At 70.9% G+C, this 6,970-nt stretch carries 7 protein-coding genes; 3 read left to right on the top strand and 4 right to left on the bottom strand.

Annotated features, from left to right (window positions below):
- Positions 1-112 precede the first annotated feature (112 nt).
- Together BZY54_RS05190 and BZY54_RS05185 are read left to right on the top strand one after the other, a co-directional pair.
- A complete protein-coding gene (locus BZY54_RS05190) occupies positions 113-745 on the top strand; it encodes a VOC family protein (RefSeq protein WP_086723347.1) in 633 nt (210 codons plus the stop codon).
- A 92-nt stretch (positions 746-837) separates the two neighbouring features.
- The gene (locus tag BZY54_RS05185; RefSeq protein ID WP_086723342.1) at positions 838-1,302 is read left to right on the top strand and encodes an iron chaperone; all 465 of its coding nucleotides are present in this window, start codon (positions 838-840) and stop codon (positions 1,300-1,302) included.
- A 178-nt stretch (positions 1,303-1,480) separates the two neighbouring features.
- Here the strand turns inward: BZY54_RS05185 and BZY54_RS05180 are convergent, their stop codons facing one another.
- Complete coding sequence (locus tag BZY54_RS05180) at positions 1,481-1,897, bottom strand: enediyne antibiotic chromoprotein (RefSeq protein ID WP_086723341.1); 417 nt, start codon at positions 1,895-1,897, stop codon at positions 1,481-1,483.
- A 299-nt stretch (positions 1,898-2,196) separates the two neighbouring features.
- Positions 2,197-4,317 (bottom strand): response regulator transcription factor, encoded by a 2,121-nt coding sequence (locus BZY54_RS55300; RefSeq protein ID WP_425276262.1) that lies wholly within the window; start codon positions 4,315-4,317, stop codon positions 2,197-2,199.
- Positions 4,318-4,455: 138 nt separating this feature from the next.
- On the opposite strand from BZY54_RS55300, the gene BZY54_RS05165 reads away from it, so the two are divergent.
- A complete protein-coding gene (locus tag BZY54_RS05165; RefSeq protein WP_086723340.1) occupies positions 4,456-5,220 on the top strand; it encodes a transposase in 765 nt (254 codons plus the stop codon).
- A 53-nt stretch (positions 5,221-5,273) separates the two neighbouring features.
- Here BZY54_RS05165 and BZY54_RS05160 read toward each other — a convergent pair whose 3' ends face one another.
- Together BZY54_RS05160 and purB are read right to left on the bottom strand one after the other, a co-directional pair.
- On the bottom strand, positions 5,274-5,681 hold the full coding sequence (locus tag BZY54_RS05160) for a GNAT family N-acetyltransferase (RefSeq protein WP_086723339.1): 408 nt from the start codon (positions 5,679-5,681) through the stop codon (positions 5,274-5,276).
- Positions 5,665-6,951: an adenylosuccinate lyase gene (purB, locus tag BZY54_RS05155; RefSeq protein ID WP_086723338.1), complete on the bottom strand. Its 1,287-nt coding sequence runs from the start codon at positions 6,949-6,951 to the stop codon at positions 5,665-5,667. The genes BZY54_RS05160 and purB overlap by 17 nt, the downstream gene beginning before the upstream one ends.
- Positions 6,952-6,970 lie beyond the last annotated feature (19 nt).

Here is a 6,970-nt window from a genome sequence, read left to right as displayed (position 1 = left end):
CCCGGTGTGAACGCCGGGGCCACCTCGCAAGACACAAGGTGACGGCACCGGTCCCGGTATCGAGCAGGAATGAAGAAGCCCCGGCGAGCGCGGCGCGGCTAGCGTGATCGCCATGACTTCCCTCGCATCCGTCACCCTGGAGGTGGCCGACCCCACGGCCGCCGACCGCTTCTACTCCGCCGCGTTCGGACTGGGTTCGCAGGTACGCCTGCGGGCATCCGAGACGCCGACCACCGGCTTCCGCGGGTTCACGATGTCGATCACCGTCTCCCAGCCCGCCGACGTCGACAGCTTCATCGACTCCGCTCTCAAGGCGGGGGCCACGACGCTGAAACCGGCCTCGAAGTCCCTGTGGGGCTACGGCGGCGTCGTGCAGGCCCCGGACGGCACCATCTGGAAGATCGCGACCTCGTCGAAGAAGAACACCGGCCCCGCCACCCGGAAGATCGACCAGCTCGTGCTCCTGCTGGGCGTCGAGGACGTCAAGGCGAGCAAGCAGTTCTACGTCGAGCAGGGCCTGTCCGTGGCGAAGAGCTTCGGCGGCAAGTACGTCGAGTTCGCCTCCGACGACGCCACCCCCGTCAAGCTGGCCCTGTACAAGCGCCGCGGGCTGGCCAAGGACGTCGGGGTGCCCGAGGACGGCAGCGGCTCGCACCGGATCGTGCTCGGCGGCACCACCGGGGCCTTCACCGACCCGGACGGCTTCGCCTGGGAGCCCGCACCGGTGACGTCCACGCCGGCCTGATCCGAACGAAAGACCCTGGGCCCGAACGCCGTGCGGGGTGGTGCCCCCGCGTGAGAGGGTCACGTTGTCCTGGCAAGGGAGGAACAACCGCCATGAAGCGCACGAAGTCGTCCGCCGAGAACTCCGGTTCGGCCGCCGGGAAGCACGAGGGCTTCACCGCCGAGGAGCGGGAGGCGATGAAGGAGCGGGCCAAGGAGCTCAAGACCGCGCGACGCGGGTCCAAGGAGGACCCGGAGGCCGAGGTGCTCGCGAAGATCGCGGAGATGCCCGAGGCGGACCGGGTCCTCGCCGAGAAGGTCCACGAGATCGTCAAGGCCAGCGCTCCGCAGCTCACGCCGAGGCTGTGGTACGGGATGCCCGCCTACGCCAAGAACGGCAAGGTCCTGTGCTTCTTCCAGAGCGCGCAGAAGTTCAAGTCGAAGTACGCCACGCTCGGCTTCAGCGACCAGGCGGCACTCGACGACGGCGCGATGTGGCCGACCTCCTACGCGCTGACCAAGCTGACCGCCGCCGAGGAGAAGCGCATCGGCGCACTCCTCAAGCAGGCGGCCGGCTGACGGCGGCCGCCCCTTCCCGGCCCGGCATCCGCCGGGCCGGCGTCCGTTCCCGGGCCGGCGTCCGTTCCCGGGCCGGCGCCCCCGGCACGGCAGCGTATGAGCGAGCCCACCGAGCGGTGCCGGTCGCGGGCACCGCTCGGTGGGCTCCGGTCCGAGAGGACGGGGTGGGCGGCGTGCCTCAGCCGAAGGAGATCCCCGTACCGACCGGGCCGGTGGCCTGAAGGTAGGCGACCAGCTGGCACTGCTGCGTGCCGCAGTCCACGGTCACGGAGGTGCCGGTCCCGGTGCTCCAGTCGGTGGCGGTGAACTGCCTGTGCACGGTGTAGGGGGTGGTGAAGCTGCCGTCGGCACCGACGGTGACCTTGGCCAGCGCGTCGGTGCACGTGGTGTTCTCCCGGCACTGCGACACGGCGACTTCGGCACCCGCGGGGAAGCCGGTGCCGGTCACGGTCACGGACTGGCCGTCGGTCAGGCCGCTGCTGGGCGAGGCGGTCACCGCCGGGGCCGCGGAGGCCGGGGCGGTGGAGATGGCCAGGGCGGCCACGGCGGCAGCGCCCAGCATGCCGGTCTTGGTCAGACGCGAGCGGATCTGCATGTTCGTCTCCCCGATGGGTGCGGAAAGCGGAAATGGAGCGGCGTGTTCCTGTTGATCACGCCTCACCCAGAGTCGACCGGAGCGCATGAGACCGGCTCGAAGACCGCTCAATTCTCCGCGGAGCCCGTTCGGGGAGGTCCAGAGGGTGTCCGGCACATGAGCGCGACAAGCAGTGGTGTCCGGCGCGTGCGATCGCAAGGCGCCGGAGCGTCCTCGTGGCAAAGCCGCGTGGGCGTCTCGGCAGCGCCGCGCGCGTGCGTGCCAGGCGCCGCGGCGCCGCGGGCATGGGTCGGGCAGCCCTATGGGTTGCCGAGCATGAAGCCCACGCCCCGTACCGTCACGATCCAGCCGCTGTCGCCCAGCTTGCCGCGCAGGCTGCTGACGTGGGTGTCGACGGTGCGGCGGGACCAGGAGTCGCCCCAGACCTGCTGGAGGAGCTGCTTGCGGGGTATGACGGTGTCCGGGTGCGAGGCCAGCAGGCACAGGAGGTCGAACTCCTTGCGGGTCAGGGCCACTTCCTCGCCGCCGACCAGGACCTCGCGGGCGCCCACGTCGATGTGCAGGCGGCCGTGGCGGATCTCGCGGGCGGCGGCCGGCTGCCACTCGGCGCGGCGCATCACGGCCTCGATGCGGGCCATCAGCTCGCGCAGGCCGTACGGCTTGGCGACGTAGTCGTCGGCGCCCGCCTGCAGGCCGAGGACACAGTCCAGTTCGGAGGCGCGGGCGGTGACGATGATGACGGGCACCCGGCTGACGGCACGGATGGCGCGGCAGACCTCCAGGCCGTCCAGGTCGGGCAGTTCGAGGTCGAGCAGCACCAGGTCGGCGTCCTCGTGGGCGCGCAGTGCGGCCCCGCCGCGCCGGACGCCGAGGGCCTCGTGACCGTGCCGGCGCAACTGGGTGACCAGGGAGTCGGCGCAGGCGGTGTCGGCGTCGACGACGAGGACACGGCGACCGGAGGGCATCGAGACGGCCGCGCCGTTGCCGGTGGCCCCCGGCTCGCGGTCCGCCGCGGGCCGGGGGACGCCCGGAGCGGGACCGGTGGGTGGGCGGGTGTCGAGCAGCGCCTGTGCCGATGTCACGGTCATGCCTCCCCCGGGGATCCGGTGCTGTGCGCGGGGCCGGGACCCGCCTGACCGTGAATCTAGGCAAGTGCGGTCGAGCCCCGGTACAGCCCGGCTGACCCGGTGGAACCCCGAATGAGACCCGACCCGCGAATGCGCGGCACAAGGCCCACGTCGGAGCAGCCGGCGTTTGGACTGCCGCGTGGGTGCGGCCCCGGGTGGGGCGGGCACCGCGCTGCGGTTGACTCGACAGGGCTTCTTGCAGCCATTTAGGTTGGAAACATTGCCGTCGATGCCGCCGACGCGCTCGAGCATGGCCGCCGCCCGACGTCGGGCTTGTGTGGCCGGCGATGCGTAGCTGCCGGTAATGACCATCGGGTGGGCCTCGTATGCCCACCCGCCGGGTGCGGAAGCATCCCGGCGGCGCACGAGGTCGATCTTGTGCCAGGTGTCGGGGTTGTTGAGGAAGTGCAGCAGGTACGGCCAGCGGCCCGAACCCGACGGCAGGCGCACGGGCAGCACCAGGTCCCCGCGGCTGGAGTCGGCGCCGCCGGTGAACACGATCGCCAGGGGACCGGTGTGGTCCCACCAGGTGGCGGCCCGCGTCTTCGGCGTGCCCTTCGTCGTCACCTCGCCGGTTGCAATGCGTCCCGAAGGGCGTACGGGTGCCGGGAGCTGGCGTGGCTGCTCGAGGACCCGCACGTCGGGAGGCAGGGCGGCGACCTGCTCCGGAGTGGCGACCTTAGGGGCGAGGCTACGGTGCCGGTAGGCGTCCAAATGGCCAGCGAGGGTGCCGTGCAGGCGGAAGGTTTCCCATTTACGGGCGGTCGTGTGCGAGCGAGCGCGGCCGGGGATACGGGTGTAATCCCACCAACGGCCAGTCTTCGGCCGGCCGAATCTGCGGCCGGAGGCGTCCGGGAACAGGTGCCGGCTCACGGACGTCTCGAAGACCTCGTCGGCCTGATGCATCACCAGGGCTTTGGTGACGTGGTGGGCAAGGTGCTTGGAGTTTTCCATGTGCCGGTAGGCGCGGCGCTCCATCCCCTCACGGGACAGGCCCAGCTCCAGCCGCCAGGCTTGCGCGTCCGTCGCACGCCGGACGTCGCCGGCCCAATACGCGTCGACAGCATCCCGGGCATCGCGCTGCAGCGCCCGTTTGACGGACCACATCGCCGAATACAGGCCCTCGGTCCGGTGCCGGGTGGCCGGGACGTGAACGTCCAGCGGCAGGCGGATCACCGCAAGCTCGGTGCCCTCGCCCCGCGTCCACCGCTTGCCCTTGTTCTTCCCGCGGTACCGGCGGGCAGGAGGCGCGACGTCGGAAACAGGCGCGGATTCACGCAGTTCTGCTGGCATCGATGACCCACCTCCTTTGACGTCGCAACACCCGGGACCGTCCGCATTTCGGCCAGCGCGGCAACCACCGCCAAAGCTACAAGACCCCACTGACAATGCATCGTGCTGCAACGGAACTTCGGGCTCTATGCTCCCTGCATGCGCCTGCGTCTTGCCCGTTCCACCTCCGCCGATCTGCGTGCCTGGACCGGCCTGACCGGGCCGCAGATGCGGCACCTCGTCGAGCAGCTGTGGGACATCAAGCCGGAAACGGGCCGTGGCCGGCCCTGGGCGCTGCCGTTCGCCGACCGGGTACTCCTCATCGTCCTCGGCTATCGGACGAACCTCACCATGCAGCAGCTCGGCTCCCTCTTCGGCATCTCCCATGCTGCCGCCCACCGCGTCGTCGCCCGGCTCGCGGAGCCGCTTGCCCAACTCCTCGGACCACCGCCGACTGACCGGCGGGAGTTGTGGGTGGTCGACGGCACCCTGATCCCCGTCCACGACCAGGAACGCACCGCGAAGAGCAAGAACTACCGGCGCAGCGTCAACGTGCAGGTCGTCTGCCGGGCCCGTGACCGGAGGGTTGTCGCCGTCGGGGACGCGTGGCCAGGCAACCGCAACGACATCGTCGTCTTCCGCGAAACCCTGGGCAAAGTGCTCCCTGACCATCCCCGGTTGTCCGGCGACGGCGGCTACCGGGGCAGCGACCGTATCCGGACACCGAGCCGTGGAGCAGACGGCCGCATCATCAAAGACCGCAACTACCGACGGTTCCGCCAACGGCGAGCCGTCGCCGAGCACACTATCGCCCGGCTCAAAGACCACCATATTCTCCGCCAATGCCGACGCCGCGGCAACGCGGTCAACCACGCCGTCGCCGGCGTTGCCGTGCTCCACAACCTCAAGATCGACATTCGGTAAAGGCAGCTCACGTCAGGGCGAGGTGCGTCTCGCCCAGGATTACGTGATGGCTCTTATGAACGGTTGAGCACCCAGGCCGATTCGTGGCGGGTGAACCCGATGTGCGGGTAGTAGTCGACGGCCGCGGGTGCGGACAGCAGCACGAGCTTGGCGTCCGGTGCCTCGCCTCGCGTGGCGTCGATCAGGGCGCGGCCGATGCCGGAGCGCTGGCGGTCCCGTACGACGGCGATGTCCGAGACGTAGGTGACGTAGGAGAAGTCGGAGACGGCGCGCACGATGCCGAGGAGCGTGCCCTCGTCGTCGCGGGCGACCAGCACGAGGTTGGCGTTCTCGACCATGGCCGCGAACCGCTGCCGGTCCTGGACCGGGCGCCGCTCGCCGAGGCCTGAGGCGTGGTAGACGCCGAGGACCTCGTCCAGGTCGAGCGCTGCCCCCTCGACGCGGTCAATCTTCCAGCTCATGCAGCTTCTCCAATCGGGTGCGGATCACATCGTGGTGGGCGAGGTGGCGCTCGGGGCCGAGCCGGGCCAGGTCGATGCCCTCCTTGGCCAGGGAGGCGCCGAAGTGCTCGCCCGTCGCCAGGGTGTGGTTCGCCGCGGCCTGCACGCTGCGGTAGGCGCGTTCGCGCTCCATGCCGTCGCCGAGGAGTTCGGCGAGGACCGAGGAGCTGTGGACGAGGCCGTCGGTCTGGTCGATGTGCGCGCGCATCCGGTCGGCGTCGACGGTGAGCGCGGCCACCAGGTCGGCGGCCTTGGTCACCTGGAAGTGGCCGACGCAGAGGCTGTCCGGCAGGATCACCCGCTCCACGGACTGGTGGGCGAGGTCGCGTTCGTGCCAGAGCGCCACGTTCTCCAGTGCTGTGTCGGCGTAGCCGCGCAGCAGGCGGGCGAGCCCGCACAGGCGCTCACTGGTGGTGGGGTTGCGCTTGTGCGGCATGGCGCTGGAGCCCTGGTAGGCGCCGGCACGCGGCTCCTCGACCTCGCGGACCTCGGTGCGCTGCAACAGCCGCATCTCCAGGGCGATCTGTTCCACGCAGGCGCCCAGGGTGGCCACGGCCTGCAGGAGCTGGGCGTGCCGGTCACGGGCGACGACCTGGCTGGGCGCGGGCTCGACGCCGAGGCCGAGGGCGGTGCAGACGTGTTCCTCGACGCGCGGGTCGATCAGCGCGTAGGTGCCGACGGAGCCGGAGATGGTGCCGACGGCGACGGCCTCGCGGGCGGCGGCGAGCCGGCGCACCGAGCGGTCCACGGCGAAGGCGTACCCGGCGAGTTTGTGCCCGAAGGTGGTGGGTTCGGCGTGCACGCCGTGGGTGCGGCCCACCATCGCGGTGTCCCAGTGCTCCAGGGCTCTGTCGGTCAGTACCCGGCGCAGTCGCCGGGCGGCGCCGGCGAGCAGGTCGGTGGCGCGGGCCAGGGTGTGGCCGAGCGCGGTGTCGACGAGGTCGTAGCTGGTCATGCCGAGGTGTACCCAGCGCGCGGAGGAGTCGGGGATGTCCTCGCAGTAGGCGGCGAGGAAGGAGAGCACCTCGTGGTCGCGTTCCCGTTCGATCTGGGCGACCCGTTCCGGGTCCGGGACGCGGGCGCGGCGCATGTCCTCGACCGCTTCGTGCGGTACGCGGCCGAGGGCGGCCTGCGCCTGGGAGGCGAGGATCTCCACCCGCACCCAGGTGGCGTAGCGGGACCGGTCGGAGAAGAGGCCGGCCATTTCGGGCAGTGTGTAACGGGGAATCATGTGAGGCCTTCTTCGGGAG

Origin of the sequence: Streptomyces carpinensis (assembly GCF_002154505.1) — a bacterium.
GTDB lineage: Bacteria > Actinomycetota > Actinomycetes > Streptomycetales > Streptomycetaceae > Streptomyces > Streptomyces carpinensis.
Note: the sequence above shows the minus strand (reverse complement) of the source record. Positions and strands in the feature narration are given on the sequence as shown.

What these genes read in the sequence shown, in the direction of transcription:
- BZY54_RS55300 (WP_425276262.1), bottom strand. Translation starts at nt 4,317, where the DNA reads ATGCCAGCAGAACTGCGTGAATCCGCGCCTGTTTCCGACGTCGCGCCT.
- purB (WP_086723338.1), bottom strand. Translation starts at nt 6,951, where the DNA reads ATGATTCCCCGTTACACACTGCCCGAAATGGCCGGCCTCTTCTCCGAC.
- BZY54_RS05160 (WP_086723339.1), bottom strand. Translation starts at nt 5,681, where the DNA reads ATGAGCTGGAAGATTGACCGCGTCGAGGGGGCAGCGCTCGACCTGGAC.
- BZY54_RS05165 (WP_086723340.1), top strand. Translation starts at nt 4,456, where the DNA reads ATGCGCCTGCGTCTTGCCCGTTCCACCTCCGCCGATCTGCGTGCCTGG.
- BZY54_RS05185 (WP_086723342.1), top strand. Translation starts at nt 838, where the DNA reads ATGAAGCGCACGAAGTCGTCCGCCGAGAACTCCGGTTCGGCCGCCGGG.
- BZY54_RS05180 (WP_086723341.1), bottom strand. Translation starts at nt 1,897, where the DNA reads ATGCAGATCCGCTCGCGTCTGACCAAGACCGGCATGCTGGGCGCTGCC.
- BZY54_RS05190 (WP_086723347.1), top strand. Translation starts at nt 113, where the DNA reads ATGACTTCCCTCGCATCCGTCACCCTGGAGGTGGCCGACCCCACGGCC.